The sequence below is a fragment of the Brachybacterium sp. genome, assembly GCF_052095815.1.
Taxonomy (GTDB): Bacteria; Actinomycetota; Actinomycetes; order Actinomycetales; family Dermabacteraceae; genus Brachybacterium.
On sequence record NZ_JBQDLF010000003.1, the window covers coordinates 1 to 25,777 of the forward strand.

The 25,777-nt window shown below is 69.4% G+C and carries 30 protein-coding genes and 2 tRNA genes; 15 read left to right on the forward strand and 17 right to left on the reverse strand.

The features are described from left to right. Positions 1-56: 56 nt before the first annotated feature. Positions 57-899, reverse strand: a complete 843-nt coding sequence (locus ACTH43_RS01745) for a maleylpyruvate isomerase family mycothiol-dependent enzyme (protein ID WP_441443205.1) — start codon at positions 897-899, stop codon at positions 57-59. A 136-nt stretch (positions 900-1,035) separates the two neighbouring features. Here ACTH43_RS01745 and ACTH43_RS01750 point away from each other — a divergent pair, with 136 nt between their 5' ends. The 5 genes from ACTH43_RS01750 to ACTH43_RS01770 all read left to right on the forward strand — a co-directional run bounded on the left by ACTH43_RS01750 (position 1,036) and on the right by ACTH43_RS01770 (position 5,238). Further along, positions 1,036-1,251, forward strand: coding sequence for a heavy-metal-associated domain-containing protein (locus ACTH43_RS01750; protein ID WP_299304866.1), 216 nt, complete (start codon positions 1,036-1,038; stop codon positions 1,249-1,251). Then, positions 1,251-1,388 carry a hypothetical protein gene (locus tag ACTH43_RS01755; protein ID WP_345078976.1) on the forward strand — a complete coding sequence of 46 codons (138 nt, stop codon included), beginning with the start codon at positions 1,251-1,253 and terminating at the stop codon, positions 1,386-1,388. Before ACTH43_RS01750 ends, ACTH43_RS01755 begins: the two co-directional genes overlap by 1 nt. Before the next feature lie 85 nt (positions 1,389-1,473). Continuing rightward, positions 1,474-3,852, forward strand: a complete 2,379-nt coding sequence (locus ACTH43_RS01760) for a heavy metal translocating P-type ATPase (protein WP_441443206.1) — start codon at positions 1,474-1,476, stop codon at positions 3,850-3,852. Positions 3,853-3,923: 71 nt separating this feature from the next. Continuing rightward, the gene (locus ACTH43_RS01765; protein ID WP_441443207.1) at positions 3,924-4,262 is read left to right on the forward strand and encodes a metal-sensitive transcriptional regulator; all 339 of its coding nucleotides are present in this window, start codon (positions 3,924-3,926) and stop codon (positions 4,260-4,262) included. Between the two features lie 202 nt (positions 4,263-4,464). Beyond that, positions 4,465-5,238 carry a TetR/AcrR family transcriptional regulator gene (locus ACTH43_RS01770; RefSeq protein WP_441443208.1) on the forward strand — a complete coding sequence of 258 codons (774 nt, stop codon included), beginning with the start codon at positions 4,465-4,467 and terminating at the stop codon, positions 5,236-5,238. A 62-nt stretch (positions 5,239-5,300) separates the two neighbouring features. Here ACTH43_RS01770 and ACTH43_RS01775 read toward each other — a convergent pair whose 3' ends face one another. From ACTH43_RS01775 to ACTH43_RS01795, 5 genes are all read right to left on the reverse strand, one after another. Beyond that, positions 5,301-5,864 carry a cysteine hydrolase family protein gene (locus ACTH43_RS01775; protein WP_441443209.1) on the reverse strand — a complete coding sequence of 188 codons (564 nt, stop codon included), beginning with the start codon at positions 5,862-5,864 and terminating at the stop codon, positions 5,301-5,303. Then, positions 5,861-6,754, reverse strand: coding sequence for an SDR family oxidoreductase (locus ACTH43_RS01780; protein WP_441443210.1), 894 nt, complete (start codon positions 6,752-6,754; stop codon positions 5,861-5,863). The genes ACTH43_RS01775 and ACTH43_RS01780 overlap by 4 nt, the downstream gene beginning before the upstream one ends. A 120-nt stretch (positions 6,755-6,874) precedes the next feature. Continuing rightward, entirely contained in the window at positions 6,875-8,080 is a 1,206-nt protein-coding gene (locus ACTH43_RS01785) for a zinc-dependent alcohol dehydrogenase (protein ID WP_441443211.1), read from the reverse strand. A gap of 57 nt (positions 8,081-8,137) precedes the next feature. Beyond that, positions 8,138-9,151, reverse strand: a complete 1,014-nt coding sequence (locus ACTH43_RS01790; RefSeq protein WP_441443212.1) for a cation diffusion facilitator family transporter — start codon at positions 9,149-9,151, stop codon at positions 8,138-8,140. Then, on the reverse strand, positions 9,148-9,672 hold the full coding sequence (locus tag ACTH43_RS01795; protein ID WP_441443213.1) for a transporter substrate-binding domain-containing protein: 525 nt from the start codon (positions 9,670-9,672) through the stop codon (positions 9,148-9,150). The genes ACTH43_RS01790 and ACTH43_RS01795 overlap by 4 nt, the downstream gene beginning before the upstream one ends. A gap of 185 nt (positions 9,673-9,857) precedes the next feature. Here ACTH43_RS01795 and ACTH43_RS01800 point away from each other — a divergent pair, with 185 nt between their 5' ends. The 4 genes from ACTH43_RS01800 to ACTH43_RS01815 all read left to right on the forward strand — a co-directional run bounded on the left by ACTH43_RS01800 (position 9,858) and on the right by ACTH43_RS01815 (position 13,902). Continuing rightward, complete coding sequence (locus ACTH43_RS01800) at positions 9,858-10,598, forward strand: ANTAR domain-containing protein (RefSeq protein WP_441443214.1); 741 nt, start codon at positions 9,858-9,860, stop codon at positions 10,596-10,598. 86 nt (positions 10,599-10,684) lie between these two features. Then, entirely contained in the window at positions 10,685-11,725 is a 1,041-nt protein-coding gene (locus tag ACTH43_RS01805; RefSeq protein WP_441443215.1) for a TetR/AcrR family transcriptional regulator, read from the forward strand. A 92-nt stretch (positions 11,726-11,817) separates the two neighbouring features. Continuing rightward, on the forward strand, positions 11,818-12,591 hold the full coding sequence (locus tag ACTH43_RS01810) for an ABC transporter ATP-binding protein (RefSeq protein ID WP_441443216.1): 774 nt from the start codon (positions 11,818-11,820) through the stop codon (positions 12,589-12,591). A gap of 180 nt (positions 12,592-12,771) precedes the next feature. Further along, the gene (locus ACTH43_RS01815) at positions 12,772-13,902 is read left to right on the forward strand and encodes a ScyD/ScyE family protein (protein WP_441443217.1); all 1,131 of its coding nucleotides are present in this window, start codon (positions 12,772-12,774) and stop codon (positions 13,900-13,902) included. 390 nt (positions 13,903-14,292) lie between these two features. Here ACTH43_RS01815 and ACTH43_RS01820 read toward each other — a convergent pair. After that, positions 14,293-14,369 (reverse strand) — tRNA-Lys (locus ACTH43_RS01820). A 221-nt stretch (positions 14,370-14,590) separates the two neighbouring features. On the opposite strand from ACTH43_RS01820, the gene ACTH43_RS01825 reads away from it, so the two are divergent. Continuing rightward, a complete protein-coding gene (locus tag ACTH43_RS01825) occupies positions 14,591-15,487 on the forward strand; it encodes an NAD-dependent epimerase/dehydratase family protein (RefSeq protein ID WP_441443218.1) in 897 nt (298 codons plus the stop codon). Positions 15,488-15,593: 106 nt separating this feature from the next. On the opposite strand, the gene ACTH43_RS01830 is transcribed toward ACTH43_RS01825, so the two are convergent. Together ACTH43_RS01830 and ACTH43_RS01835 are read right to left on the reverse strand one after the other, a co-directional pair. Then, positions 15,594-16,178: a sugar O-acetyltransferase gene (locus ACTH43_RS01830; RefSeq protein WP_441443219.1), complete on the reverse strand. Its 585-nt coding sequence runs from the start codon at positions 16,176-16,178 to the stop codon at positions 15,594-15,596. Between the two features lie 63 nt (positions 16,179-16,241). After that, positions 16,242-16,706: a GNAT family N-acetyltransferase gene (locus ACTH43_RS01835; protein WP_441443220.1), complete on the reverse strand. Its 465-nt coding sequence runs from the start codon at positions 16,704-16,706 to the stop codon at positions 16,242-16,244. 48 nt (positions 16,707-16,754) lie between these two features. Between ACTH43_RS01835 and ACTH43_RS01840 the strand changes: the two genes are divergently transcribed. Beyond that, complete coding sequence (locus ACTH43_RS01840) at positions 16,755-17,171, forward strand: YchJ family protein (RefSeq protein WP_441443221.1); 417 nt, start codon at positions 16,755-16,757, stop codon at positions 17,169-17,171. Positions 17,172-17,315: 144 nt separating this feature from the next. On the opposite strand, the gene ACTH43_RS01845 is transcribed toward ACTH43_RS01840, so the two are convergent. Together ACTH43_RS01845 and ACTH43_RS01850 are read right to left on the reverse strand one after the other, a co-directional pair. Next, on the reverse strand, positions 17,316-17,711 hold the full coding sequence (locus tag ACTH43_RS01845) for a hypothetical protein (protein WP_441443222.1): 396 nt from the start codon (positions 17,709-17,711) through the stop codon (positions 17,316-17,318). Positions 17,712-17,780: 69 nt separating this feature from the next. Further along, positions 17,781-18,536, reverse strand: coding sequence for an SDR family oxidoreductase (locus tag ACTH43_RS01850; RefSeq protein ID WP_441443223.1), 756 nt, complete (start codon positions 18,534-18,536; stop codon positions 17,781-17,783). An 81-nt stretch (positions 18,537-18,617) separates the two neighbouring features. Here ACTH43_RS01850 and ACTH43_RS01855 point away from each other — a divergent pair. From ACTH43_RS01855 to ACTH43_RS01865, 3 genes are all read left to right on the forward strand, one after another. After that, positions 18,618-18,699 (forward strand) — tRNA-Leu (locus tag ACTH43_RS01855). Positions 18,700-18,730: 31 nt separating this feature from the next. Further along, entirely contained in the window at positions 18,731-19,411 is a 681-nt protein-coding gene (locus tag ACTH43_RS01860; RefSeq protein ID WP_441443224.1) for a histidine phosphatase family protein, read from the forward strand. Continuing rightward, on the forward strand, positions 19,408-19,950 hold the full coding sequence (locus ACTH43_RS01865) for an NUDIX hydrolase family protein (RefSeq protein ID WP_441443225.1): 543 nt from the start codon (positions 19,408-19,410) through the stop codon (positions 19,948-19,950). Before ACTH43_RS01860 ends, ACTH43_RS01865 begins: the two co-directional genes overlap by 4 nt. Before the next feature lie 179 nt (positions 19,951-20,129). Here ACTH43_RS01865 and rdgB read toward each other — a convergent pair whose 3' ends face one another. The 6 genes from rdgB to clpS all read right to left on the reverse strand — a co-directional run bounded on the left by rdgB (position 20,130) and on the right by clpS (position 24,258). After that, on the reverse strand, positions 20,130-20,768 hold the full coding sequence (gene rdgB / locus ACTH43_RS01870) for an RdgB/HAM1 family non-canonical purine NTP pyrophosphatase (protein ID WP_441443226.1): 639 nt from the start codon (positions 20,766-20,768) through the stop codon (positions 20,130-20,132). Beyond that, the gene (gene rph, locus ACTH43_RS01875; RefSeq protein ID WP_441443227.1) at positions 20,765-21,523 is read right to left on the reverse strand and encodes a ribonuclease PH; all 759 of its coding nucleotides are present in this window, start codon (positions 21,521-21,523) and stop codon (positions 20,765-20,767) included. Before rph ends, rdgB begins: the two co-directional genes overlap by 4 nt. A gap of 82 nt (positions 21,524-21,605) precedes the next feature. After that, a complete protein-coding gene (locus ACTH43_RS01880; RefSeq protein ID WP_441443228.1) occupies positions 21,606-22,388 on the reverse strand; it encodes an MBL fold metallo-hydrolase in 783 nt (260 codons plus the stop codon). Further along, the gene (murI, locus tag ACTH43_RS01885; RefSeq protein ID WP_441443229.1) at positions 22,385-23,197 is read right to left on the reverse strand and encodes a glutamate racemase; all 813 of its coding nucleotides are present in this window, start codon (positions 23,195-23,197) and stop codon (positions 22,385-22,387) included. Before murI ends, ACTH43_RS01880 begins: the two co-directional genes overlap by 4 nt. Before the next feature lie 102 nt (positions 23,198-23,299). Next, a complete protein-coding gene (locus tag ACTH43_RS01890) occupies positions 23,300-23,935 on the reverse strand; it encodes a DUF2017 domain-containing protein (protein WP_441443230.1) in 636 nt (211 codons plus the stop codon). Then, the gene (clpS, locus tag ACTH43_RS01895; RefSeq protein ID WP_441443231.1) at positions 23,935-24,258 is read right to left on the reverse strand and encodes an ATP-dependent Clp protease adapter ClpS; all 324 of its coding nucleotides are present in this window, start codon (positions 24,256-24,258) and stop codon (positions 23,935-23,937) included. Before clpS ends, ACTH43_RS01890 begins: the two co-directional genes overlap by 1 nt. A gap of 110 nt (positions 24,259-24,368) precedes the next feature. Here clpS and ACTH43_RS01900 point away from each other — a divergent pair, with 110 nt between their 5' ends. Next, a complete protein-coding gene (locus ACTH43_RS01900) occupies positions 24,369-25,748 on the forward strand; it encodes a nicotinate phosphoribosyltransferase (RefSeq protein ID WP_441443232.1) in 1,380 nt (459 codons plus the stop codon). Positions 25,749-25,777: the final 29 nt, after the last annotated feature.

A 25,777-nucleotide genomic window follows, 5' to 3' on the forward strand; every position in this document is an offset into this window, starting at 1 on the left:
TCAGTCGTGAGGGGTCAGTCGTGGGGGCTCAGTCGTGAGGGCTCAGTCGTGAGGGCTCAGTCGTGCCCCTCGGCGATCAGCGCCTCGAGCTGCCTGATGGCCTCGGGGTCCCCGTGGATCTCGACGGCGTCCGGGCCGTCCGCGAGGTGGTCGAGCGCCTGGGCGCGTCCCCAGGCCCAGAGGTTCGCGCTGATCGCGCTGCCGGAGACGGTGGCCCGCGGGAGGCCCTCGGCGTCAGCGGGCTCCTCGAGCAGCCGGCCGACGGGCGCGTCGAACTCCTGCCCATCCCGTGGTCTCGTGCCGGACCAGCGGCTGATGCCCAGCAGCTGGGGTGCGCCACCGTCGGGACGGATCTCGATCGCGGCGACCGGCGTCGTGCTCGCCCAGTCGGGGATCCATTCATGGCCGGCCGGCCACATCACGCGCAGGACATGGTCCAGTCCTGCCGCAGCCACCTCGGGACTGATCGAGGTGACCGGGCGACCGGCGGTGAGCTCGGCATCCACCCGGTGGATGGTCGCCTCGTGGGTCTGCATCCGGCGGGTGACGCCGACGGTCTGCTCCTGGGAGAACCAGAACCAGGCGGCCTCCTCGTCGCTGCGCGCAGTGAGCTGGGCGAGGAGGGACTTCGTCGCGGCCTCGCGGCGGGCACTCAGCACGTCCTGCTCAGCGGGGCGCGGGGCCTTCGCCTCCTCGATCGCCATCACCTCCTGCTCGGTGGTGGCTCGGGAGGCGAGGATCGCCGCCCAGAACTCATGGACCTCGGTGAGATGCCACAGGAGGTCCGCTGCGGTCCAGTCGGGGCAGGTGGGGACCCGCTGTGCGGGATCGGTGGCCGCGAGGACGGTGGCCAGTCGGTCCGCTTCCTGCTGGATGATGGTCAGGGAGTCGATGCTCATGACCCCATCGAAGCACCTGGGAGTGACGGGCGACACCCCCGCGAGAATCGATCATCCTTGCCCCTCATACCCCTTGGGGGTATAAATAGGAGGAGCCGATACCCCGCCGGGGTATCCCGAGAGCAAGGAGAACCCCATGAGCGCAACCACCACCCAGTTCCAGGTGACCGGCATGACCTGCGGCCACTGCGAGATGTCCGTGCGCGAAGAGGTCAGCGAGCTGGCCGGGGTCCAGGGCGTCGAGGTCAGCCACGAGACCGGTCTGCTGAGCGTCTCCTCCGAGCAGCCCGTGGATGAGGCCGCGGTGCTCGCAGCTGTCACCGAGGCCGGCTATTCAGCGGTGCGCGCCTGATGAAGGCCGGCACCACCGTCGCACTGTACGGCCTGCTGCTGGTGGCGCTGTTCTTCGCGTCGTACCTGCTGGCCGGGGTGCTGGTCCCCTCGGAGTGGGTGGACAGCTGGTCGAATTCCGGTGGCTCCGGCCACTGACCGGCTGCTCCCCTCCGCCGAGCTCTGCCACTCCAGTCCCGTCCGTGCGCGATTCCTCGGATTCGCGAGAGAGAAAAGGCCCATCATGACCACTCCCCCGTCCCCGCTGCAGGTGATCACCACCGATATCGAACTCGAGATCGGTGGGATGACCTGCGCCTCGTGCGCGAATCGGATCGAGCGGAAGCTGAACAAGCTCGACGGGGTCACCGCTGCGGTCAACTACGCGACGGAGAAGGCGCGGGTCACCGTGCCCGAGGACTATGACCCGCGGGATCTGGTCACGGTGGTCGAGCAGACCGGCTACACCGCCGCCCTCCCCACCCCGCCCGAGGCGGAGCAGGAGACGTCAGGAGCGCACGAGCGTGAGGACCCGGAGCTGACCTCGCTCCGCCACCGCCTGATCGGCTCGGTGCTGCTGTCGGTTCCGGTGATCCTGATCTCGATGATCCCGGCGCTGCAGTTCACCTACTGGCAGTGGGCGGTCCTCACGCTCACCGCTCCCGTGATCGTCTGGGCCGCCTGGCCCTTCCATCGTGCGGCGGCCGTCAACCTGCGCCATGGCGGGGCCACGATGGACACCCTGATCTCGGTGGGCACCATCGCCGCCTTCCTGTGGTCGCTGTACGCCCTGTTCCTGGGCACGGCCGGCGTGCCCGGCATGACGCATGAGTTCTCGCTGACCATCGGACCGTCTGACGGGGCGGCGAACATCTATCTCGAGGTCGCGGCCGGGGTGACCATGTTCATCCTGCTGGGCCGCTACTTCGAGAAGCGCTCGAAGCGACAGGCCGGAGCCGCGCTGCGCGCCCTGCTGGACATGGGCGCGAAGGACGTCGCCGTGATGCGCGACGGGGTCGAGACCCGTCTCGCGGTGGCTGACCTCGCCGTCGGCGACACCTTCGTGGTGAGGCCCGGCGAGAAGATCGCGACCGACGGCGTGGTCGCCTCCGGCACCTCGGCGGTGGACGCCTCGATGCTGACCGGCGAGTCCGTCCCGGTCGAGGTCGGGGTGGGCGACGCAGTCACCGGCGCGACCGTCAACGCGGGCGGCCGCCTCCTGGTGCGGGCGACCCGCGTGGGCGGCGACACCCAGCTCGCCCAGATGGCGAAGATGGTCGAGGACGCCCAGTCGGGCAAGGCCGAGATCCAGCGCCTCGCTGATCGGGTCTCAGGGATCTTCGTACCGATCGTGATCGCCTTCGCAGTGGTGGTGCTCGGCGCCTGGATCGGTGCCGGGTTCCCGCTCGAGGCGGCATTCACAGCGGCGGTCGCGGTGCTGATCATCGCCTGCCCGTGCGCGCTGGGGCTCGCGACTCCCACGGCGCTGCTGGTCGGCACCGGCCGCGGTGCTCAGCTGGGCATCCTCATCAAGGGACCCGAGGTGCTCGAGTCCACCCGGAAGATCGACACCGTGGTGCTCGACAAGACCGGCACCGTCACCACCGGAAAGATGACGCTGGCCGACGTGGTCACAGCCGAGGGTGTGGAGCGCAGCGAGCTGCTGCGCCTCGCGGGCGCGGTCGAGGATGCCTCCGAGCATCCGATCGCTCAGGCGATCGCGAAGGGCGTCACCGAGGAGATCGGTGCCCTGCCCGGCGTCGACGAGTTCGAGAACCTCGAAGGTCGGGGCGTGCGCGGCACGGTCGAGGGGCGCTCAGTCCTCGTCGGCCGCACGACGCTGGTCCCGGGGCAGGAGCTGCCCCCGCTGCTGGCCGAGGCGAAGGCCGCTGCGGAGTCCCGCGGGCAGACGGCGGTCGTCGTCTTCTGGGACGGCCGGGCCCGCGGCGTGCTGGTCGTCTCCGACACCGTCAAGCCCACCAGCGCCGAGGCGATCGCGCAGCTGAAGGGTCTGGGGCTCACCCCGATCCTGCTGACCGGTGACAACCGTGCCGCCGCCGAGCAGATCGCCTCGGAGGTCGGCATCGACCAGGTCATCGCCGAGGTCCTCCCGCAAGACAAGATCGATGTCGTCCGCCGCCTGCAGGCCGACGGCAAGGTGGTGGCGATGGTCGGTGACGGTGTGAATGACGCCGCCGCCCTCGCTCAGGCAGATCTGGGCCTGGCCATGGGCACCGGCACCGATGTCGCCATCGAGGCATCGGACATCACCCTGGTGCGCGGCGATCTGCGCAGCGTGACCGACGCGATCCGGTTGTCACGCCGTACTCTCGGCACCATCAAGGGCAACCTGTTCTGGGCCTTCGCCTACAACATCGCGGCGATCCCGCTGGCCGCGCTGGGGCTGCTGAACCCGATGCTGGCCGGCGCCGCGATGGCGTTCTCGAGCGTGTTCGTGGTGGGCAACAGCCTGCGGCTGCGTTCGTTCCGCAGCCGTGCGCTCACCGCCCCGGCGGGTGCCCCCGCCCTGGCTGGCTCAGTCCCGGCTGCCTCCACCCCGGTCACCTCCACCACCCCGGTCACCTCCACCGCGCCGGCAGAGCCACCCGCCGCGGGAGCCTGAATGTCCGCCGCCGAAGATCCGTTGCATGCCCGTATAGCAGACCCGCCCCGCTCTCTCCGCTGGAGGACCTCATGACCACCACCGATGCCACGCCCAGTCCCGCTCCCGTCCCGGAGGGGCATGAGCACCATCATGGCTATATCTCCGACCGGGCCCGCTATCTCGCGCGTCTCAAGCGCATCGAAGGACAGGCTCGCGGCCTGCACCGCATGGTCGACGAGGAGAAGTACTGCATCGACATCCTCACCCAGATCAGCGCGCTGAAGAGCGCCCTGGACGGGGTGGCGATGGGGCTGCTGGACGACCACCTCCAGCACTGCGTGCTCGACGCCGCCCGCACCGGTGGCGACGAGGCCGAGCAGAAGCTGAAAGAAGCCTCGGCGGCGATCGCTCGTCTCGTACGCTCGTGACCCGTTGGGTCACACCCGGAGCTCTACCGGCACGCATCATCTGCCGAGGTGGGAGCGCATCTCACCCATGACGATTCCCTCCTGCATGCATTAGAGTCCCAAGTGATCTGTATGACCGGTCAAGCAGTCCATCTCGCCGCACGCGCAGTGCGACGGCTCCGACCAGACGCATGGTGATACGAACGCGGAATCGAGGAGACGGATGACCGACAAGACTGCGCCGCCGCACTCAGAGGCAGAGCACGGAAGTGTCGCGGAGGCGCCCTGGCCACAGGGAGTTCCGCGCGCCGAGCCCGCCTTGGATGAGTCCAGGGCCATTCCGAGCCTGCCTCCGGCCGGTCTCTCCAGCGATGCCGGCGAATCCGCTCCCGCGCGCACCGGACGGCGCGAGGAGATCCTCGACGGCGCAGCGGAGATGTTCGCGGAGCACGGGTACCACGGCTCGAGCCTGCGGGACATCTCGAGCCACATCGGCATCTCCCATTCCGGGATGCTGCACCACTTCGGGTCGAAGGACGCTCTGCTCGACGGCGTGATCGACCGGATGGAAGAGCACGCGCAGGCGGCACTGGACCGGATCCATGAGATGGGCGGCGGGCGCGAGGTCCTGCTGCGCGGGCTCGCTGAGGTGTGGCATCCTGCGTCGCTTCCGATCAGGCTCCTGGCCACCCTCGATGCAGAGAGCGTCAGCGAGGACCATCCCGGCCGCTATCGGCTCGCGCGACTGCGGCGCGTCCACGAGAACCTGCTCGAGACGTGTTTCACGACGATGGGCGAGAAGGGCCTGCTGCGCACGGACACCGACCCCGCCTTCGCGGGACGTGCACTGCTGGGGGCGGTGCTGAACCTCGCCGTCCGTGAGAAGACGGTCCGCACGCTCCAGCATCGGGGCTACGGCGATGCCCCGCTGGAAGATCTGGCCAAGCAGGTCGAGGCCTTCCTCGATGCACCGGAGGACTCGACGCCGCAGCGCTGACCGCTCGCCTCGCTCGTCATCGGCGACAGCCGCTGCGGCGAGGTCCGATCCGCTTCGCGGGGTCACCGTGCCCACCGCCCCAGGAGTTCGTCGACCGTCACGAGCTCGGCCTGGCGGTCTGCGGCGAGCTGGTCGAGCACCCTCTCCTTGTGGGCGGCTCTCTCGTCAGCCACCGCATCGGTGACGATCACGGCGCGGACATTGTTCGCGTAGGCGTCACGGGCGGTCTGGGCGATGCAGGCATGCGTGGAGACCCCGGCCATCACCACCCGTTCCACCTGCAGGTTGCGCATTCGCAGCAGCAGATCGGTGCCGAACCAGGCGCTGTCGCGGGTCTTCTCGATTCGCGTCATCCCGGTGGTGTCGAGCTCGTGGACCACCTCGGTGCCGGGATCCCCGTGGAACAGAAAGCCCTGATCGTCGTCGAGCATGCTCAACGTCCACGTCGAGCGGTCGCGGCTGTGCTCGGTCGTGATCAGGAGGATCGGCACCTCGGCGCGGCGCGCGGCCTCGGCGAGCGTGGTGACCGCACGGATCACCTCGGCGCGGGCCTCCGCCAGCGCAGGCTCCTCGAAGAAGGATTCCTGCAGATCGATCAGCAGCAGCGCACTGCCCTGGCCGCTCACGGGGTGGGGCTCCCCCCGGTGACGGCGAGGGTCTCGCCGAGCACATAGCTCGACTCGGGAGAGGTGAGGAAGACGTACGCCGGAGCGAGCTCGGTGGGTTGGCCGGCCCGGCCGAGCGGCGTGTTCTTCCCGAACTCGGGCAGGGCCTCCTTCGGCTGGCCGTCCGAGACCTGCAGCGGGGTCCAGATCGGGCCTGGAGCCACGGCGTTCACCCGGATGCCACGAGAGGCGACCTGCTGTGCGAGCCCCTTGGTGAAGTTGTTGATCGCCGCCTTGGTCGAGGCGTAGTCCACGAGCGTCGGCGAGGGCTGGTACGCCTGGATCGAGGTGGTGTTCACAATCGTGGAGCCGGCGGGCAGGTGCGGGAGCGCGGCTTGGGTGATGCGGAACATCGCGTGGATGTTCACGGCGAAGGTATCCACCCACTGCTGGTCCTCGATCTCCTCAAGGGTCTCCACCGCGATCTGCCGGCCAGCGTTGTTGACCAGCGCGTCGAGGCCGCCGAGCTCGCGCACCGCATCCGCGACCAGGCTGCGACAGAAGTCCGCGTCGATCAGGTCCCCGGGCAGGAGCACAGCCTTGCGACCCTCCTTGCGGATCACCTCCGCGATGTGCTGGGCATCCTCCTCTTCCTGCGGCAGGTAGTTCAGGGCGACGTCCGCGCCCTCGCGGGCGAAGGCGATCGCCACTGCGGCTCCGATGCCGGAGTCAGCGCCGGTGATGAGCGCCTTCCGCCCCTTCAGCCGGCCGGTGCCGCGATAGGACTCCTCGCCTCGGTCCGTGCCGGGAATCAGCTCCGCATCCAGTCCGGGCTCGGGCTGGTCCTGCTTCGGCGGGGTGATGTCGGGGAAGCGGGTGACGGGATCGGTGAAGGTGAGCTGGTCGGCCATGGGGTTCCTCCTGGGACTGGGCGGTCTCGGTCAACGCTCTCGGGCGGGGCCGGGAGACAGGGCACGTTCAGGGTCAGGGTCGTCGGGGTCACAGGCGCGAGTGGGGCGCCTGCGCCGGGTTCAGGGGATCTGCGTCGGAGCGGGGGCGATCGTGGGATCGAGGACGACCTTGATGCAGCCGTCGTGCTTCTTCTGGAACAGGTCGTAGCCAACGGCAGCTTCCTCGAGGGGCAGCCGGTGGGTGACGAGGTCCCCGACCCCGAGCGGGTCGGCGGGGTCTTCGACCAGCGGCAGGAGGTCGTCGGTCCAGGCGCGCACGTTGCATTGGCCCATCCGCATCTGGAGCTGCTTGTCGAACATCGTCAGCAGCGGCATCGGGCTCGCTGCTCCGCCGTAGACGCCGGACAGCGAGACGGTCCCGCCGCGGCGAACGAGATCGATGGCGGTGTGGAGGGCCGCGAGCCGGTCCACTCCGGCACGCTCCATGAGTGGCCGGGCCACGGCGTCAGGCAGTTTGCCTGCGATGGTCTGGGCGAGGCCCGCGACGGGGCTGCCCTCCGCTTCCATTCCCACCGCGTCGATGACGGCGTCCGGGCCGCGCCCCTGGGTGCGCTCGCGAATCTCACCGACGGTATCCTCCGCGAGGTCGAACACCTCGACGCCGTGGCGTTCAGCCATGGCTCGTCGCTCGGGCACGGGATCGATGCCGAAGACCCTCGCCCCCAGGTGACGACCGATCCTCGCGCACAGCTGGCCCACGGGGCCGAGACCGATCACCGTGAGGGTGCGATGAGCGGGGACCCCGGCGTACTGCACTGCCTGCCAGGCGGTGGGGAGGATGTCGCTGAGGAAGAGGTAGTTCTCATCCGGGAGCTCGGTGCCGACCTTCATCAGCCCGTAGTCCGCATGCGGCACCCTGAGGAACTCGGCCTGACCGCCGGGCACCTGGCCGTACAGCTTCGAATAGCCGAGCAGTGCGGCGCCTGAGCCGTGCTCGGTGACCTGGGTGGTCTCGCACTGCGAGGGCAGTCCCTGGGAGCACATGACGCAGTGGCCGCAGGAGATGGTGAAGGGCACGACGACGCGGTCGCCGGGCCGCACATGGGTGACGCCCGCTCCGACCTCCTCGACGATGCCCATCGGTTCATGGCCGATGATGTCGCCGGCGGTCATGAAGGGGCCGAGCACCTCGTAGAGATGCAGGTCCGAACCGCATATCGCCGTCGACGTGACGCGGATGATCGCATCAGTGGGGTCTCGGAGTATCGGGTCGGGCACGGTCTCCACGCTCACGCGCTCGGTGCCCTGCCAGGTCACTGCTCTCATCATCCTGCCTTCCGGTGGTGATCGCGATCGTCTCTCCACGCTATGGGCGGTCGCCGCTCATGTCCTCAATGTCGACCGAAAGGTCTGCCTCGGGGGCAGCTCAGGCACTGGGGCCACGACCACGTCATGGACCTTCCAGTCGAGCTCGTGGATCCGGTCTCGCAGATCTGCGACCTGTCGAACCGACGGCTCGATTCCCGGCCGGGGAACGACGAACACCTCTGCGTGGAAGACGTGTCCCTGGTCGCGGACGCGAGCTGCGGCCTCGCCCACCCACGGCTCCTGCCCCGCCCGCACCTCGATCTTGCGGGTCAGCGGGTGGGGCTCGGAATCGTCATAGGTGCGGGCCTCGGCATCGGTGAGACCACCGATGGAGCCGCGCAGATTCTTCAGGCCGTCGCGGAGGATCGAGACGGACACGAGCAGCGCCGCGGTGGCGTCCGCCCACCACAGCCCGAGCCCCACACCGAGCACGCCGGCTATGGTCGCGATCGCGGTGGTCCAGTCGGCCTTGCTCATGTCGGCGTCCGCGAACAGGACCTTGTCGTGCAGCTGCTCGGAGAGTTTGAGCTTCTTCAGCCCCAGGATCACCGGACCGATGCTCGTGACCACCATGACCGCGACCATCAGCCAGCCGGCCCAGATCCCCTGCCCGAACAGCACCGTGAGCCCGATCGGGGGGCGTTCGACCTTGACCAGACCCATCACGGAGTCGAACACCAGATAGCCGCCCATGGTCAGCAGCGCGATCGCGGCGACCAGGTGGGCGACACCGATGGACCGGTGATAGCCGTAGGGGTGGCTGCGATTCGGCGTCTTGCGGATCCGCCGGGTCGCGACGAGGAAGGCGATCGGGGGAAGGAGGGAGAGCATGTCCTCGGCCCAGGCCGCCTGCATCGCCTGCGACTGCCCGGCGACCAGTGCGACCAGCACGACGGTGCCCGTCATCCAACCAAGCGTGATCCATTCCAGCCGGATCGCTCGCTGCAGTGCCTCGCGCTGTGCATCACCGAAGGCGTCGTGCCCCGATCCGGTGTCCTCCTCGCCACCCTCCGACTTGGTGCCGTTCACAGCTCACCACCCCGTTCGGCGAGGTATCGCTCGAGGTCCACCAGCAGCGCGTTCTCTCCCGGCCGCACTCCCATCACGATGTCGACGGGCTTCCCATCCGGGCCCTGTGTGGTGGTGTAGGGCCGCGTCAGCGCGATCTCCGACGTCCAGGGGACATCCGAGGCGAGGCCGCCGACCACCAGATCGAGGTTCCCCTCCTTCATCTCGGCAGCCAGCACGTTCTCTCCCCCGGGGACCCAACGGATCTCGGCATCGATCGTCTCGGCGTAGTCGCTCAGCAGATCGACCTCGCTGCCGCTGACCGCACCGTCGGGAGCCACCTCGGTCCAGGGCGGATTCTCGGCGATCCCGACGCGGAGCTCGCCCCCGGTCGCCCGCTCCAGGGTGCCCTGCGTGTCGGCGGGGATGCTCCCCTGGCAGCCCGCAGCCACCAGCAGGAGGATTCCCGCCAGGACCACGTGCCGTATCCGTTGCCACACAGACATGTCCACATCCTCACCGTGCTCTCCACGGGTCGCCACGCCTTGGTTCCTCGTGCTCATGCACTCTAGGCAGTAGCCGCCGCGAGGGTCCGTCCGATCGGTCGAGGCCCGCGACCTGCACTGGATGGCGTCGCCTGTTGACCCTCCCCCCACGGAGCGCGTGGGATGACTCCGTGGGCCACGCCCCGCAGGGAACGCCAGCACCCCACGAGGGAGGACCCAACATGCTCGATGATGTCGACGACGCAACGCACCAGCACCTGAGCACGATGCAGGCGCTGCTGCTCGAGAGCGAGGACATCGCTTCGTTCCTCCGGGACTTCACGGAGCTGCTCTCGGGCCGGCTGACGGGCGCCGAGGGGCACCGGTGGTGCGCCATCACGCTGCAGCGGGACCGCAAGGCCGTCACCGCCGTGTCCTCCGGTCCCGAGGCCCGGGAGCTCGACGCGCTGCAGAACTCCTTCACGCAGGGACCGTGCATGACCGCGATCCGCGAGAACACGGTGATCCGAGCCGGGGACCTGCGCACCGACGACCGCTGGCCCGCGTACCAGGCAGCGGCGGTGGCCCAGGGCGTGCGCTCCGTGCTCGGGATGCCCTTCGACCTGGATGAGGACGCCAAGGCGGGCCTGAACATCTACTCCGAGATCCCGCACGATTTCGACCGCGAGATGATCGACTCCATCGAGTTCGAGAAGAATCTTGCGGCCGGTGCACTGCGCCTGGCGGTGCGCATGGCAGGCCAGCGGGAGTCGGAGAGCGACCTGCGGGCGGCGATGGAGTCCCGGACGGTGATCGACCTGGCGGTAGGCGTCATCATGGGCCAGAACCGGTGCAGCCAGGAGGATGCGGTGATGATCCTCAAAACAGCGTCCAACCACCGCAACGTCAAGCTGCGGCAGCTGGCGGCAGAGCTCGTGGCCTCGGTGAGCTCCACGCCGACGCGCACCGCGTTCGAGACCTGATTGTGTCCCGGGAGGACCCCGGATACTCTGACCACGAGGTCTAGCAGGAGGCCTTCTCTTCATGCTGCACGGAACGGCCTCCGCTCATGCCCCACACCCTGTCGGTGACCGTCCACGTCGATCTGGACCTCCGTGAGATCCAGCTCGCCGTCTCCGGGTGCCTCACCGCCGACACCCAGATCGCTCTGCTGCCCATCGTCCGCCAGGCGCGCGGACTCGAACCGGCCCCCTGCCTCACGCTCGATATGACAGGAGCGGAGCACGTCGACCAGGACGGGCTGGTGCAGCTGCAGCACGCCATCGCCCGTGAGACCGTTGACGGCACGAGTCCCGTGGACTATCGCCTCCCCGAGCCCCTGCCGACGTGCCAGCGCACCATCGTGGCTCCGCGCCTGTCGGGCACTGCCGAGGATCTGGTCCTGGAGCGCGCGAACCGGGTCGCTCCCCTCGCGCTCGTGCGCGGCGATGAGGACCCCGCACCCGCGTCTCCGGCGCCGACACCGGAAGCAACGCCCGACCGCACTCGCACCTCTCGAGCCCGCACTCGGCGGGAGGAGATCCTCGAAGGCGCGGCCGAGATGTTCGCCGAACACGGATACCGCGGGGCGAGCCTGCGCGATATCAGCCGTCACATCGGCATCTCCCACCCGGGACTCATGCACCACTTCCCGTCCAAGGAGATCCTGCTGGACAGTGTCATCGACCTTCTCGAGGCCCATGCGCAGAGGATCCTCGACCAGCTCGAGACGATGAGTGCGGACCCCGACGAGATGCAGCGGGCGCTCGCGGTGCACTGGAGCCCTTCCTCGCTGCCGACCCAGCTGCTGGCCACCCTCGGCGCGGAGTCTGTGAGCGGGGATCACCCCGGACGGTTCCGGCTGGCACGGCTGCGCCGTGTCCACGAGCACGTCTTCGAAGAGTGCTTCACGGAGTTCAGGACGCTGGGCATGCTCCGCCCAGGGCTCGATCCCGGTTTCGCGAGCCGTGCGATGCTCGGTCTCGTGCTGAACCTCGCGGTACGGGAGAGAACGGTGCGCACCATGCAGATCGGGGTTCATGACGACGCCCCCGCGAAGGAGATGGCGCGGCTGGCACTCTCGTTCCTGCGGACCGACTCCACAGACTGACGTCGAGATCTCGCCGCGCGAGCCGACGGCGGGAGCCCCCAGGTCTGCTGACTACAGTGCCTCTGTTCCCTCACCCGCGAGAAATGACCTTGATGCCTGCTTCGACCATGCTCACCGCCACCTCCCTGCATGCCGGATACCCCGGTGAGCAGGTGCTCCAGGGCATCGACCTCACCCTCAGAGCCGGTGATCCGCCGCTGGGCCTGCTGGGCCCCTCAGGCGCCGGGAAGACGACGCTGCTCGCCTCGCTGAGCGGAGAGCACATCCCCGATGCCGGGGAGGTCACCTGGAACGGGCGCCGAGTCTCGAAGCTGCGCGGGAAGGACCGCAAGACGTTCAGGGCCGCGGTCCGTTTCGTCTCGCAGTACGCGATGACCATCACCGATCCCCGCGAGACGGTCCGCTCCCGACTCGAGCTGGCCGCGAAGGTGGCGCGCAAGGGAGGCCGCACCCACTCCGTCTCCGCTGCGGAGATGCTCGAGTCCGTCGGCCTCGCCGAGCACTTCCTGCCCCGCACCATGCGCACCCTCTCCGGCGGGGAGATCCAGCGGGTCGCGCTGGCGACCGCGCTCGCCACCCGCCCCGAGCTCCTGGTGCTCGACGAGCCGCTCACCGCGGTGGATCCGAATACCAGGGCCCGGATCGCGGCCACCCTCGCCGCCACCATCCAGCGCCTTGGCATCGGCACCCTGATCGCCTCCCATGACGTCGAGCTGCTGCAGCGGCTGTGCCCGCAGATCGTGTTCCTCGGTGACGGGAAGCTCCTGGCCCGCGGCACGCTCTCCGAGGTGCTCGCCCAGACCGAGCACGAGTCGATCCGGGAGCTGGCCGAGGCGAACCCGGCCGCGGTGCGGCGCTTCCGCTGAGGGGAGCCCGGCTCCTCGGGCTCGCCCTCGCATGTCCACCGACAGGCCAGGCCTGCTCGCACCACCTCCCCCAAGTCGGACAAATCGGATGAGCCTCGGCCTATCCAAGGCCTCCACGGCGGACTAGTGTGGCGAAAAGCCGCCGCAACGATGCCGCGGTGTGGTACAGGAGGTTTTGCCATGCTTCTTCATCGGACCACTCGGCTGCTGGCGACGGTCGGCACCCTCGCCCTCGGGGCGGCTCTCCTCGGAGCGTCCCCGGCCGTCGCGCAGGACGCCGCCGAGGTCGACATCGAGATCGTCGCCACCGGAATGAACAGTCCCCGCCATCTGACCTTCAGCCCAGGAGGAACGCTCTACGTCGCCGAGGCGGGCACCGGAGGGCCCTCGGCAGAGGACGGCGGGAACTGCCATCCGCTCACCGCAGCCGCCAGCGCCTGCCTGGGCGCCACGGGCTCGATCGCCCGGATCACGGATGACGGCGTCGGACGCGTGGTCACCGGGTTGCCGTCGGTCGCGAACGACACCGAGGCCATCGGCCCCTTCGACATCGCCTTCACCGGGAACCACCGCTTCGCGATCACCATCGGCCTGGGCGGCTCCCCAGCCCATCGCGACGCCTTCGGCGCAGAGGGGAAGCGCCTGGGAACCATCGTCACCGGCAGCCTCAAGCCCCAGCACGACGGAGGCGATCGCACCCTGGCCTTCGATGCCGTCGCGCACGAGGACGCGCACAGCGTCGATGACGACGTGGACAGCAACCCCACCGGGCTCGCTCGCTCCGGGAACGGGTACGTCTATACGGACGCTGGAGGGAATTCCCTGGTCTCCACCCGGAAGGGTGGGGACACGATCACCGGGTTCGACCCGGTGATCACCCCTCAGCCCGGACCGGTGCCCGCAGGGTTCCCCGCCGATGCCGTCCCCAGTGATGTGATGCAGGGCCCTGACGGCGCCTGGTACGTCTCGCAGCTCGTCGGCTTCCCCTTCGAGCAAGGATCCTCGACGATCTGGCGGGTCGAGCCCGGGCACGCCCCCGAGGCCTACGCCACCGGGCTCACCAACGTCACCTCCCTCGCCTTCACCGACGACGGGACGCTCTATGCCGTCGAGCTCGCGACCGGCGGGCTGCTGAACGGGCCCATCGGCGCGCTGCGCGAGGTCACTCCCGGCAGCGACGAGCACGACGTGGTCGCGGGCGGCCTGGATCAGCCCTACGGGCTCGCGATCCGCGGAGGAGATGCCTACCTCACGCTCGGCGCAGCCGCACCTGTCCCGGGCGGTGGCAGCGTGATGAGGATCGGGCTCTGAGCCCATATCCGTCCGAGACCCGACAAGGAGAGGCCCCACCGACACGATGGGGCCTCTCTCTCCGATCCGCGATCAGCGACTCCAACCTCGGACCGCATGAATGAGAGCCCCCTGGCGATCAGGCTGTGCCCGAGGGCAACCATCGCCGTCCGTGAACGGAGTCGCTGCGTGGCGCGATGTGCGCAGCCGACGATGGTCCCGATCGTCAGGGCCAGGGGCACGATCCACGGAGGCTGGCTCAGGATCCTGCCCATGATGACGGGCGGGAGGAGGCCACCTTCGATCTGGATGCCGCGGGCGCGATCGACGCTGCGCAGCCTTGACCGCACCGGGCATCGGAGGCATCCGGAATGCGAAGAGGCCCCACCTGGAAGGTGGGGCCTCTCTCGCTGGTGCGTCATCAGGGATTCGAACCCCGGACCCGCTGATTAAGAGTCAGCTGCTCTAACCAACTGAGCTAATGACGCGAACAGAAAAGAACTTTACCCCCAAGTCGCCGAGCGTCCAACTCGAGGGGCCACTGTGTGAGCGAGCGAACAGCAACGGCTCCGGGTCCCCCGACAACGGGCCCCTGGATCCACCAGGACGTCCGGCGGCACGGGGACCTGCCAGAATCCCCTAGACTCGATCCTCACAGGAAGCTCGGCGCGCGAGGGCCTCAGCAGGTCGCTCGCCAGAGGAGGTCAGAGTGCGGATCGCGATCACCGGTGCCACAGGTGTGCTCGGCCAGGAGGCCGTGGAGGCGTTGGTCGCCGCCGGCCACGAGGTCACCGGCATCACCCGCCGCGACTCCGGGGTACCGATCGTCGAGGGCCGGGGTGGCAGCGCTCTCGTCGCCGACGTGTTCGACGCTGACGATCTGACTCGGGCGTTTCGCGGTCACGACGTCGTGATCAACACGCTCGCGCACGTCCCGGTGGGCATGTCGGGGCTGCGACCCCTCGCCTGGCGTGAGGACGACCGCCTCCACCTCGAGGCCTCCGTCGCGATCGCGAAGGCTGCTGCCCAGGCCGGCGCGCGGCGCCTGATCCAGGAGTCCACGATCTTCCTCTACCCGGACCACGGCACGGAGTGGATCAGCGAGGATCTCGCGCTGAGCGTCCGCAACCAGGCGTTCCGCCCTCGGGTGAAGGAGATGCGGGCGGCGGTCGACTTCGCGACCTCAGGTCGCAGCGCCGTGATCCTGCGCCTGGGGCAGCTGTTCGGCCGGGACCAGCACACGACCCACGCGCTGAAGGCGACCCGCGCCGGCGATCCGATCCTCCTGGGCAAGCCGGATCACTACGTCACCCTCCTGCACCATTCCGATGCCGGGCGCGCGTTCGTCGCCGCTCTGCGCGCCAACAGCGGCTTCTACAACGTCGGCGGAGAGCCGATCACCAAGAAGCGCTGGGCGAAGGACCTCTCCACGGAGGCCGGGACCGAGAACCCCGCGAAGTTCTACCCGGAGATCACCCAGGCGATCGTCGGCACCCGGCTCGATGTGCAGCGCCGCTCGCTGCGGGTGTCCTCGGTGCGGTTCATGTCCGAGACCGGGTGGCGGCCCACCGTGGGGCCCTCCACCCCGGGCTGGTCGCGACGCTGAGTCCTGCCGGTGCGCCAAGTGCCGCGGCGGCACTGAGTGCTGCCGCGGCGCTGAGCCTTGCCACGCCGCTGAACCCTGCCGGCGCGCCGCGCCCCCGGGGCGCCGTTCAGAGCTCGCGGATCACCCGCGCCGGGTTCCCGACCGCCAGGCTGCGCGGGGGCACGTCCTTCGTGACCACGCTGCCCGCGCCGATCACGGCTCCGTCGCCGATGCTCACGCCAGGCAGCACGGTCACTCCCCCGCCGATCCAGACGTCATCTCCGATGATGATCGGCTCGGCGGCCTCCCAGCCCTGACGACGCGGCTCGAGCTCGAGCGGATGGATCGGGGTGAGCAGCTGGATGTTCGGGCCCAGCTGGCAGTTCTTCCCGATCCTGATCTCGACCACATCAAGCGCGGTGAGCTGGAAGTTCACGAACGTGCCCGCACCGACGTGCAGCTGGGTGCCGTAGTCCACCAGCAGCGGTGCCCGCACATGCGCCCCCTCGCCGAAACTGCCCAGCAGCCCGCGCAGGACCTCTTGAGCGGCATCGGGATCTGCGGTGTATGCACCGGCGAAGCGCTCGGTCTCGACCAGAGCATGGCGGAAGGCCTGCTGGATCTCCGGGTCGTCCGCGATGTACCAGTCGCCCGCGACCATCTTCTCCCAGGAGCTGCGCGGATCGTTCTCGTCGATGTGGAAGCTCTTCATGACGCTGAGCGTAGGCGGCTCCCCCAGCAGCCCGCATCTCTGGCCCCGGAGTGGAGCGGCAGGTCACCGTGGCAGCCGCATCCCCACGCTCGGGGCCGAGTCGACGAACCCCAGGGAGCGGTAGAGGCTCTGCCCGGGCGGATCGGCGAGGAGGGTGATGTAGGGATGCGGCGGTGCGGCGTGATCGATCCGTGCGATCAGCCGCTCCATCACGACCCGTCCCAGTCCCCGACGCTGGTGGGAGGGGGCGGTGGCGATGTCGGCGAGGTGGAAGTACCAGGTGCCGTTTCCGACCACGCGCCCCATCGCTGCGAGGGCGCCGTCGGCGGTGCGCACCGAGGTCCAGGCCCAGCTGGCGCTGAGCGCACCGGCGGCCTGCGCCGCGGTGCGGGGGCTCAGGCCGGAGTCGCGGCGCAGGCTCACGTACTCCTCGCTCGTGGGCGGCTCCTCGAGCAGCCGATAGCCGGCGGGCAGCGGCGTCGGGGTGAGCGGCTCCTCGGTGCCGGGCGGGGGCGAGTTCTCGAGCATGAGCCGATCCTGTCATCCCCGCTCGCCGCCGGACGGGATACTCGAGGGATGAGCATGCCTCCCACTGCCCTGCCCGACAGCCCGCGATGCCCCTGCGGCAGCGGTGACACCTTCGGCGACTGCTGCGGCCCGGTGCTGCGGCAGGAGCGTCGCGCCGGCACCGCAGCCGCGCTGATGCGCTCGCGCTACACCGCCTTCGCACTGAGGGATCTCGAGCATCTGCTGCGCTCCTGGCATGCGCGCACCCGACCTCCTCACGAGGAGCTCGCAGAATCGCTCGCCCAGGAGCTGCGCTGGCTGCGGCTGGACGTGCTCGCCACCCACGAGGGCGGGCCGTTCGATGACGCCGGCACCGTGGAGTTCGTGGCGATCTCGAAAGGCCCGCAGGGGCGCCAGGAGCAGCATGAGATCTCGCGCTTCGTGCGGGAGGACGGCAGCTGGTTCTACCTCGACGGCGAGGTCTGAACGGCCCTGTCGGCCGCTGGCTCTGTGTCCCCACGCGTATTACCGATCGGTGGCTGCAGGTCCCGGACAGCATTCGGCGCCGGTCGCGAGTGCGACCGGCGCCGAACGCCGAACACTGCGCAGGGCCGAGCGCCCGCGCGAGGGTCAGTCCTTCGCGGCGCGGACCTTCTCCTTGGCCTTCTGCTTCGCGGCCTTCGCCTTCTCGACCTCGTGATCCTTCCGGGCCTTCTCGCCCGCCTTCTTCGCTGCCTTCGCTGACGAGTCGTCGCCACCAGTCAGCGCGACCGCCGCAGCGATCCCTGCACCGATGAGGACCACGCCGATGACGCCGCCTGCGATCGCTACGGGGAGCGTTGCAGGGGACTTCCCGTCACCGGCTGCGGAAAAACCCTTCACAGCGCCGGTGATCTCGTTCTTCCAGCGTGTGACCGCGTTCTTCGGGTTCACGCGGTTGATCAGCTCGTCGATGTCGGACGCGAGGTTGTCCTGCCGGCGATATGCCTCGTCGCGCATCTCGTCCAGGTTCTTGTTCTTGGCCACCACTGCCTCCGGGGGTCGTCAGGGTCTGCTGTGCAGATCGTATCGCGGTCAGGGACGCTGCAGGCACCGTCAGCCCTTGGGACGGGCCAGGAAGTCGTCGGCGCCGCCGACCAGCTCGATGTGTCCGGTCTCGACATCCGCGCTCGCCATCTTCGCGATCTCGGCTGCGAACTCCTCGACGGAGTAGAGCTTCCCGGCCGCCTCTCGACGCGCCTCGAGCGCTCCGGGGCGTGCCCGGTCGAGCAGGGTCGCGGTGACGGTGCCCTCGATCATGTCCGCGGAGACCACCACGAAGGAGACCCCGGCGCCGGACATCTCCGGCAGCCGCTCGGTCAGCGCGGTCTCGCCTGCCCGCTTCGACCTCGCGACCTGCTCGTACTCGGGCATCGTCTCGACTTCGTCGATGAAGTGCGCCTGATGACTGGTCACGAAGACCACCCGACCGCCCTCGGGGAGGTGCTCGAGCCCGGCGGTCAGGGCCGCGGACTGGGCGTCGCGGTTCAGCCGCATCGCGTAGTCCTCACCGAGATCCTTCTCCATCCCGCCGGAGGCGTTCAGGACCAGCAGGTCCAGGCCGCCGAAGGTGTCGACCGCAGTCTGCATCAGGGTGCGCAGGCCCTCGGCCTCGGTGAGATCCGCGCCGACAGCGACCGCTTTGCCGCCCGCAGCCTCAATCTCGGCCACCACCTTGTTGGCGCGCGGCGCCTTCTGGCGGTAGTTGATGACGACGTTCGCACCGTCGGCGGCGAGCAGCTTCGCGGTGGCAGCACCGACTCCTCGGGACGAACCGGTGACGACGGCGGTCTTGCCTGCGAGGGCGCTCATGGATGCTCCTGGGATGTCGAGGTCTGGAAGACCACCCGAGCCTACCGGAGCATCACCGGGGGACAGTTAGGCTTGGTCCGCGCGCGAGTGGCGGAATTGGCAGACGCGCTGGATTTAGGTTCCAGTGCCCCAGGGCGTGAGGGTTCGAGTCCCTTCTCGCGCACGCATCAGCCCCGTGTTGAGGAGACAGCTTCATGACCCTGTTCGGACTCGTCCGCCATGGGCAGACGGACTACAACCTGAAGAACCTGTTCCAGGGGTCCTCCGACATCCCCCTGAACGCGACCGGGATCGCGCAGGCGCACGCCGCCTTCGACGAACTCCCGGCGGTGGACTGGGACGTGGTGATCACCTCACCGCTCCAGCGCGCCGAGCAGACCGGGCGGATCATCAGCGAGGACCACCACATCCCCTTCGGCGGCACCGACGCGCGCCTGGTAGAGATCGACTGGGGCGCCGCCGAGGGCCACCCCACCCACGAGATGGAGCAGGCCTATCCGGGACGCTCGTTCCCCGGGCGTGAGGACCATCAGGCGGTCGCCGACCGCGGATACGACGCCCTGGAAACACTCGAGGAGCGCTATCCGGGGCAGAAGGTGCTGGTCGTCGCCCATGGCACGCTGATCCGCTTCCTGCTCTCGGGGATCATCGAGCAGCCGCTGCCGTCGATCCCGAACGCGACACTGTCCCTGGTCGAGCTCGAGGACACGACCTGGCGGGTGCGGATGATCGCCGGCGCGGAGGTCGACCATGCGGTCCAGGTCGTCTCCCGTGCGCAGAACCCCCGCTTCCACGTCGAGAAGTCCCAGCTGGCCCCGGCGCAGATCGCCGCTGCCGCATCCCGGAGCACCACCGCAGAAGGAGACCCCGCATGAACAGCCGCACCGCCGTCGATTCCGAGGGGTCCTGGTTCGAGCCCGAGCAGGTGAGCGAGCTGCGTCGCCGCCTGCCGATCCCCTACGTCGACATCATCCCGGTGCGCACCGATGTGGACGGCTCCGTCGAGGAGATCGGCCTGCTGCTGCGTGCCTCCGGCACCGGGCAGATCGTGCGCGCGATCGTCTCCGGGCGGGTGCTCGTCCACGAGACGATCCGTGAGGCGATCGCCCGACATATCGAGAAGGACCTCGGGCCGATGGCCATGCCGCGGATCCCGGTCTCGCCCGTGCCCTTCACGGTCGCCGAGTACTTCCCCACCCCTGGGGTCTCGCCTTTCCATGATCCGCGTCAGCACGCGATCTCGCTGGCCTATGTGGTGCCGGTGGACGGGGAGACCGCGCCTCAGGAGGATGCTCTCGAGCTGGCCTGGTTCGGGGTCGACGAACTGCTCTCGGAGTCCTCGCCGCTGGAGGAGATGAACGGCGGCCGGGATCTGCTGATCCGGCGCGCGCTCGCCCACGTCGGCGCTGCCTGAGCGGCAGCACCCACTGCGAAGCGGCGGCACCGGAGCGCCGACCAGTCGACGAGCTGACGAGCTGACGAGCTGACGAGCTGACGAGCTGACGAGTTGACGACACCGCCCAATGCGACATCCCCGGCCCCGGAGGAACACCTCCCGGGCCGGGGATGTCGCACTCTCCGTGCTCTGACGGCTCAGCCCAGCAGCTGGGCGACGTGGCTCGCGAGGGCTCGGAAGGCCTTCCCGCGATGGGAGATCGCGTCCTTCTCCGCCGGGCTCAGCTGCGCCGACGAGCGCGTCTCACCCTCGGGCAGGAACAGCGGGTCGTAGCCGAAGCCGCCCTCGCCATGACGCTGCCCCAGCAGAGTCCCGCGCATCTCGCCGAGCTCGACGCTCTCGGTGCCGTCCGGCGCCACCAGCGCGGCCGCGCAGACGAACCGTGCCCCCCGATGCTGCTCGGGGACATCACCGAGCTGCGCGAGGAGCAGGTCGTTGTTCGCCTCGTCGTCTCCGTGCCGGCCGCTCCAGCGGGCGGAGAAGATGCCGGGGGCTCCGCCGAGCACGTCAACTGCGAGTCCGGAGTCGTCGGCGACCGCGAGCAGCCCGGTGGCCGCCGCTGCGGAGCGGGCCTTCAGCAGAGCGTTGCCCTCGAAGGTCACCGCGTCCTCGACCACATCGGGAAGATCGATGCCGGCCGAGGAGATGATCTGCTCGGGAGCGAGACCGGGTACCGCTGCGGCGAGGATCCGCTGCAGCTCGGCCAGCTTCTTCGCGTTGTGCGAGGCGAGGATGACCCGCGACCCGTCAGGGATCGCAGCGTGCGGTCCGCTCATCGCTGCTCGGCGAGGACGTCGCGCTGGATCTGTGCAAGCTGCGCGCAGCCGTCCGTGGCGAGATCCAGCAGTGCTCCCAGCTCGGTGCGGTCGAAGGGTGCGCCCTCGGCGGTGCCCTGCACCTCCACGAAGGAACCGGGGCCGGTGACCACGACGTTCATGTCGGTCTGCGCGGTGACATCCTCGCGGTACTCGAGGTCCAGCAGCGGTCGTCCCTCGACGATGCCGACGCTGATCGCGCTCACCGAGTCGGTGAGAACCTGCTTCGCCGCCGGCAATGCGGTGTGCTGCTTGCCCCACGTGATCGCATCGGCGAGCGCGACATACGCACCGGTGATCGCGGCAGTGCGGGTGCCGCCGTCGGCCTGGAGCACATCGCAGTCCAGCTGGATGGTGTTCTCCCCCAGGGCGTCGAGGTCGATGATCGCGCGCAGCGAGCGCCCGATCAGGCGGGAGATCTCGTGGGTGCGGCCGCCGATCTTGCCCTTGACGGATTCGCGGGGGGACCTGGTGTTGGTCGCGCGGGGCAGCATCGCGTACTCGGCGGTGACCCAGCCGGATCCGGAGCCCTGCTTCCAGCGCGGCACACCGGCGCTGAAGGAGGCGGTGCACAGCACGCGGGTGCGGCCGAACTCGATCAGGGCGCTGCCCTCGGCCTGGTCCAGCCAGCCGCGGGTGATGCGCACCTCGCGCAGCTGGTCGGGGGTGCGGCCGTCGACACGATCGCCGGCAGGGGTCTGGTTCGTAGAGCTCATGGAGCTCCTTCCTCGAAGTGGGGAGAGAGAATCAGCCTGATCAACAGCCATCGACAGTCGCTCGTCCTTCACAGCACGTCGATCAGGGATGCACCTCGAGGATATCCATCGGACGGACCACCGTGATCGGACCGGAGTGCACCGCGCGCGCCTCCGCGAGCGGGATCTCAGGATCCGTCCACGCGGGGATGTGGGTCAGGGCGAGATGCCGCACCCCCGCTCGAGCCGCGCTCTCCCCGGCGCGACGGCCGGTCAGGTGCACACCGGTGAAGCGGTCATCTCGTCCCTCGATGTACCCGGCCTCGCACAGGAAGAGGTCCGCGCCGTGCGCGAGCTCGTCGAGCGCGTCGCAGGCGTCGGTGTCGCCCGAGTAAACGAGCGTGCTGCCGCCGCCCGTGACCCGGAAGCCGTAGGCCTCGACCGGGTGGAGGACGGCGCGGGTCTCGAACTCCAGCGGGCCGATGGTGAAGCGATGGTGGTCCGTGAGCACATGGTGCTCGAAGGGTGCACAGTCCACGCCGTCGGGGATGTCACCGTCGCGACCCAGCACTGCGGAGATCCGCTCGGGCAGCGGCGCCGGGGCGAAGATCGGCAGCTTCCCCAGGTCGTTCCGCTCGTGATAGGCCCAGAACACCTCGAGGCCGGTGAGGTCGAGATAGTGGTCGGGATGCAGGTGGGAGACGACGACCGCGTCCAGTTCGGCGGGGTCGATGACGCTCTGCAGAGGGCCGAAGGCGCCGGAGCCAAGGTCCATCAGCACCCGCCAGAGACGGCCCTGTGCGTCCTCCTGCTCGATCAGGTAGCTGGACGCCGCCCCGTCGGGCCCGGCGAAGCTGCCGCTGCAGCCGATGATGTGGACCCTCATGCCTGCACCACCGGCAAGGAGGCGGTCACGTCGAAGGTGGGGCCCAGGAACCGGCGCGAGAGGCGGGCGAAGTGGGCACTGCCGTCCCCCGCTGCCGTCTGGGAGAACACGTGGCGGGGCGCGCGCTCGGTCTCCCGCAGCTGGTCCGAGGCACGCAGCTGCCGGTACACATCCAGCGCGGTCTCCTCCGCGGAGGAGACCAGGGTGACGTCCGGCCCCATGACGTAGCTGATCGGGCCGGCGAGCATCGGATAGTGGGTGCATCCAAGCACCAGGGTGTCCACGCCGGCCTCTCGCACCGGGGCCAGGTACCGCTCGGCGACCTCGATCACCTCTTTGCCGCTGACCACGCCGTTCTCGACGAACTCGACGAAGCGCGGGCAGGCCTGCGCTGTGAGGGTGAGATCGGGGGCGGCCGCGAAGGCGTCCCCGTAGGCACGGGAGGTGACGGTGCCCTGGGTGGCGATCACCCCGACCCGTCGGTTGCGGGTCGCGGCGACGGCGCGGCGCACGGCCGGCTGGATGACCTCGACCACGGGCACGTCGTACCGCTCTCGGGCATCGCGCAGCACGGCGGCGGAGGCGGTGTTGCAGGCGATGACGAGCATCTTCACGCCATGGCCCACGAGCTCGTCCATGATCTCCAGCGCGAGTGACCGGACCTCCGCGATGGGCCGCGGCCCGTACGGGCCGTGCGCGGTGTCGCCGATGTAGACCAGCTCCTCCTGTGGCAGCTGGTCGAGGACGGCGCGGGCGACGGTCAGCCCGCCCACCCCGGAGTCGAAGATCCCGATCGGCGCGTTGTTCATCCGGGCAAGGCTAATCTCGACAGCCGTCCATAGCAGTGACGGCACGCTCACTGCGTGCGGTTTCACAATTCGCGCACTGTCAGCCCAGGGCGCGGAGCGCCGTCAGTCCAGGGCGCGCAGCAGGCTCTCCTGCAGCCAGGAGAGCAGTTCGTAGACGGCGATCACGATGTCGGAGCTGACATGCTCCTCGTCGCCGGAGCGATCCGCCCCCTCGACCCGTTCTCCGATCTGCTGCAGCATCCGTACGGTGTCGAAGTCCCCGTCGCGCTGGAGATCCAGGCGATCGGCGAGGACGATCCTCACGTCGTTCAGGGCGCGCAGCATCGCCATCGCCCCTGCGTCGTCGAGCACGATCTCGCTGTGCCCGCCGCCGGTCGCATCCAGCACCTGCATCACCGTGCGGAGATCCGCGAGCTTCCCGTCGGCGAGGTCCTGCTGCCCCAGTCGGCGGTATTCCGCCGCGAGCTCCGGATCCTCCGAGGCTGCGGGGAACAGCCGCTTGACCGCTGAGTCCGACGGTTCTCGGGCGTCCCGGCCGGCGAACTCCGCTTCGAGCCGGCGCAGCGGGTCCTCGCTCTCGGCGGCTCGGCGCAGCACGTCACGCCCGGTATCGATTCCGAGATCGGCACGGATCAGGTCCGCCGTCTCCTGGGCGACCTGGGTGAGGATCGCCTTCTCCTCGCCGTCGAGCCTGCAGGCCAGACTGCCGTCGGCCCGGCGCCGGAATGCGTGCGCCATCAGTCCTCCCCCGCCTTCTCGAGCGTGGCCCGCAGACCGAAGGAATGCATGGCCTGGACGTCGGTCTCCACCCGCTCCCGGGAGCCGTGCGAGACGACCGCGCGGCCCTCCTCATGGACCTGCATCATCAGCTGCTCCGCCACCAGGCGCGAGTATCCGAAGTAGCGACGGAACACGAAGACCACGTAGCTCATGAGGTTCACGGGATCGTTCCAGACCACGGTGCGCCAGGGGCCATCCGCCTCGCTCATCACCTCCACGCCGGGAGAAAGAGCGGTGCGCGTCCCCGTCGCCGGGTCCGCCCTCGGCATCTCCACCGGCATGCACATTCCTCCTGAGCTCCGTCGTGCCTGCTGAGATCGAGACACAACAGGACGAGTCTACGGGGCGCGCCCCGCCTCTCGCAGACGCGGCACGCATTACCGTGGACACCGTGACTTCTGCCCTGCTCACCGACCTCTACGAGCTGACGATGCTGGAGGCCGCCCGTGAGGCCGGCACCGCCTCGCGGCGCTGCGTCTTCGAGGTGTTCACCCGTTCGCTCCCTGACGGGCGCCGCTACGGCGCGCTCGCGGGCACCGGGCGCGTGCTCGACGCGATCGCCGACTTCCGCTTCGATGATTCCGACCTGCGCTATCTGCGCAAGGCCGGCGTGCTGAAGGAGGAGACGCTCGCACACCTGTCGGACTACCGGTTCACCGGTGATGTCCACGGCTATGAGGAGGGCGAGCTCTACTTTCCTGGCTCGCCCGTGCTGCGCATCGAGGGCAGCTTCGAGAACGCGGTGCTGCTCGAGACCGTGGTGCTCTCGATCCTCAACCATGACAGCGGGGTCGCCTCCGCCGGCTCCCGCATGACCACCGCCGCCCGTGGCCGGCCCTGCATCGAGATGGGCGGGCGCCGAGTGCATGAGGACGGGGCGATCGCCGCGGCCCGCGCCGCGTACGTCGTCGGCTTCGCCTCCACCTCGAACCTCGCCGCAGGCGCCCACTACCGGATCCCCGTCGCCGGCACCGCCGCTCATGCCTTCACACTCCTGTTCGACACCGAGGAGGAGGCGTTCCGTGCCCAGCTCGCCTCCCAGGGCGTGGGGACGACGGTGCTCGTGGACACCTATGACGTGGAGACCGCGGTGCGCACCGCGGTCGAGCTGGCCGGGCCGCAGCTCGGTGCCGTGCGTCTGGATTCCGGCGACCTCGGCGAGCAGGCGGTGCAGGTACGTGCGCTGCTGGATTCCCTCGGCGCGACCGGCACCCGCATCACCGCGACCGGCGATCTCGACGAATACCGGGTCGAGGAGCTGAAGGACGCCCCACTGGACGGCTACGGCATCGGCACCCGCCTGGTCACCGGTGGCGGGCACCCCGCTCCCGGCTTCGTCTACAAGCTGGTCGAACGGGAAGATGCCGAGGGGCAGATGCAGCCCGTCGGGAAGCGATCCAGCGGCAAAGCCACCCTCGGCGCCGGCAAGGCCGCATACCGGATGCTGGTGGGCGAGCGCGCCCACGCCGAGCTGGTCCTGCCCGGTGAGGCGGAGGTCGCCGAGTTCGAACGCGAACTCACTGCGGAGCTGACCTCGGAGTCAGCGAATCCGGACTGGGCCCGCACCTCGCTGCGACCGCTGCAGAAGCCGCTGCTCCTGGGCGGCGAGCCGGTGGACGCCGCGAGGGCGCCCGATCGGGTCCAGGCGGCGCGGGCGCGCCACGCCACCTCCGTCGCCGAGCTCGGATTCTCCGCCGACGACGGGCCCGACGGACCGGTCGCGATCCCGACCCTCACCGATGGCACGGAGTCCGCGCGGATCCTGCGCTGAGCAGATCCAGCGCTGAGCAGATCCAGCGC

Coding starts and splice junctions, on each gene's coding strand:
- ACTH43_RS01755 (WP_345078976.1), top strand. CDS start 1,251: ATGAAGGCCGGCACCACCGTCGCACTGTACGGCCTGCTGCTGGTGGCG.
- ACTH43_RS01745 (WP_441443205.1), bottom strand. CDS start 899: ATGAGCATCGACTCCCTGACCATCATCCAGCAGGAAGCGGACCGACTG.
- ACTH43_RS01810 (WP_441443216.1), top strand. CDS start 11,818: ATGCCTGCTTCGACCATGCTCACCGCCACCTCCCTGCATGCCGGATAC.
- ACTH43_RS01800 (WP_441443214.1), top strand. CDS start 9,858: ATGCTCGATGATGTCGACGACGCAACGCACCAGCACCTGAGCACGATG.
- ACTH43_RS01860 (WP_441443224.1), top strand. CDS start 18,731: ATGACCCTGTTCGGACTCGTCCGCCATGGGCAGACGGACTACAACCTG.
- ACTH43_RS01765 (WP_441443207.1), top strand. CDS start 3,924: ATGACCACCACCGATGCCACGCCCAGTCCCGCTCCCGTCCCGGAGGGG.
- ACTH43_RS01880 (WP_441443228.1), bottom strand. CDS start 22,388: ATGAGGGTCCACATCATCGGCTGCAGCGGCAGCTTCGCCGGGCCCGAC.
- ACTH43_RS01835 (WP_441443220.1), bottom strand. CDS start 16,706: ATGCTCGAGAACTCGCCCCCGCCCGGCACCGAGGAGCCGCTCACCCCG.
- ACTH43_RS01785 (WP_441443211.1), bottom strand. CDS start 8,080: ATGAGAGCAGTGACCTGGCAGGGCACCGAGCGCGTGAGCGTGGAGACC.
- ACTH43_RS01805 (WP_441443215.1), top strand. CDS start 10,685: ATGCCCCACACCCTGTCGGTGACCGTCCACGTCGATCTGGACCTCCGT.
- ACTH43_RS01850 (WP_441443223.1), bottom strand. CDS start 18,536: ATGAGCGCCCTCGCAGGCAAGACCGCCGTCGTCACCGGTTCGTCCCGA.
- clpS (WP_441443231.1), bottom strand. CDS start 24,258: ATGCCGGTGGAGATGCCGAGGGCGGACCCGGCGACGGGGACGCGCACC.
- ACTH43_RS01780 (WP_441443210.1), bottom strand. CDS start 6,754: ATGGCCGACCAGCTCACCTTCACCGATCCCGTCACCCGCTTCCCCGAC.
- rdgB (WP_441443226.1), bottom strand. CDS start 20,768: ATGAGCGGACCGCACGCTGCGATCCCTGACGGGTCGCGGGTCATCCTC.
- ACTH43_RS01890 (WP_441443230.1), bottom strand. CDS start 23,935: ATGGCGCACGCATTCCGGCGCCGGGCCGACGGCAGTCTGGCCTGCAGG.
- ACTH43_RS01815 (WP_441443217.1), top strand. CDS start 12,772: ATGCTTCTTCATCGGACCACTCGGCTGCTGGCGACGGTCGGCACCCTC.
- ACTH43_RS01840 (WP_441443221.1), top strand. CDS start 16,755: ATGAGCATGCCTCCCACTGCCCTGCCCGACAGCCCGCGATGCCCCTGC.
- ACTH43_RS01865 (WP_441443225.1), top strand. CDS start 19,408: ATGAACAGCCGCACCGCCGTCGATTCCGAGGGGTCCTGGTTCGAGCCC.
- murI (WP_441443229.1), bottom strand. CDS start 23,197: ATGAACAACGCGCCGATCGGGATCTTCGACTCCGGGGTGGGCGGGCTG.
- ACTH43_RS01750 (WP_299304866.1), top strand. CDS start 1,036: ATGAGCGCAACCACCACCCAGTTCCAGGTGACCGGCATGACCTGCGGC.
- ACTH43_RS01830 (WP_441443219.1), bottom strand. CDS start 16,178: ATGAAGAGCTTCCACATCGACGAGAACGATCCGCGCAGCTCCTGGGAG.
- ACTH43_RS01770 (WP_441443208.1), top strand. CDS start 4,465: ATGACCGACAAGACTGCGCCGCCGCACTCAGAGGCAGAGCACGGAAGT.
- rph (WP_441443227.1), bottom strand. CDS start 21,523: ATGAGCTCTACGAACCAGACCCCTGCCGGCGATCGTGTCGACGGCCGC.
- ACTH43_RS01760 (WP_441443206.1), top strand. CDS start 1,474: ATGACCACTCCCCCGTCCCCGCTGCAGGTGATCACCACCGATATCGAA.